1 protein-coding gene is annotated in these 1,201 nt (G+C 46.0%); it reads right to left on the bottom strand.

The features are described from left to right. Positions 1–34: 34 nt before the first annotated feature. Positions 35–1,015 carry an IS110 family RNA-guided transposase gene (locus BTA35_RS16395; RefSeq protein WP_078320897.1) on the bottom strand — a complete coding sequence of 327 codons (981 nt, stop codon included), beginning with the start codon at positions 1,013–1,015 and terminating at the stop codon, positions 35–37. Positions 1,016–1,201: the final 186 nt, after the last annotated feature.

Raw genomic sequence — 1,201 nt, 5'->3', positions numbered from 1 at the left:
GTAGATACCATCTCTCCGAACCGTCCGTAAAGGGTTAGCTAACCACTTGCGGGCGGTATTCGCTTTGATGTTTTACAACGCCAAAACAAATCTGTACCAACTTACGCATTCCGGCTCCTAAAGCCTGCATTTTGCTTTTGCCGTTTTCCATAAGGCGCTGGCATTGCGCCTGGATATCCGGGTTATATCTCAAACAAACAACTGCGGCCATATACAGCTTTGCTCTGACATTAGCGGGCCCTTGTTTACTTAGACGGCTACGGCCTTTCCATTGCCCAGACTGCTGTATTCGGGGTACTAGCCCTAAAAATGCAGCAACTTGCCCCGCTGTTCTGAATGAACGACTGTGCAAAATGCTGAGCATTAAGCGAGAGATTATCGGCCCTACGCCCGGGATGCTTTCCATTAACTGACGATCTTTTCTCAACTGTGGGTAGCGGCCAATGTGGTTGTCTATATCATCTTCAAGCCGCTTTTTCTCCGCTTTTAGCTGTTCGATCATCAGGTTTAATGACTCAATGACACGCTCTGACGAACAGTTAAACTCGGCCTTCTCCAAGCGATTAGTCTCGCGGTTTAAGTCTGTCTCCAATGCCTCTAAACGTGCCAGAAGTGCTTTTAGCTCACGAATTTCCGGGCGTTCCGGCTGCCAAAGTTCAGGATGCATTCTGTGGCAATAGAGAGCTAATATCTGGCTGTCTTTGGTATCTGTCTTGTGAGTATTGCCCAGACTGGATGCAAATTCTTTGGTTCGGGCCGGGTTAACAACACAGACCTGATAACCGTGCTCAAAAAGATAATAAGCAAGATTTTCATGGTAGATACCGGTTGCCTCCATCAACACGGTAATCTCATCAGGCTCAGCCTTTGTCTGTGCTTTTAGCCATGTATTCAACGCGTTACAGTCTGTGGCACTGTTCTTAAATACTTTGGTTTTGAACTTATTTTTTTCTACATCACGTAGCCAGCAACAATCGAGCTTCGCTTTACTGACATCAATACCGATATAATGCATCTCTCACTACCCTTGTACATACAGCATCACTGAAAACAGGTGCTTGGATACCATTCAATGTATGAGAATAAAAGAGTCTGGGCGTTCATCTACAAGACAGCATCAAGTGCTAAGGTCGGAATCAACATCACCAGACTCATCGGAACAGAGGTAGCTAACCTCAGTTCCAGGAGAGATACAAGGTCG

The organism is Oceanospirillum linum, assembly GCF_001995095.2.
Lineage (GTDB): Bacteria > Pseudomonadota > Gammaproteobacteria > Pseudomonadales > Halomonadaceae > Oceanospirillum > Oceanospirillum linum.
Note: the sequence above shows the minus strand (reverse complement) of the source record. Positions and strands in the feature narration are given on the sequence as shown.

Excerpts from the sequence above, each read along its gene's own strand:
- BTA35_RS16395 (WP_078320897.1), bottom strand. The coding sequence starts at position 1,015 with ATGCATTATATCGGTATTGATGTCAGTAAAGCGAAGCTCGATTGTTGC.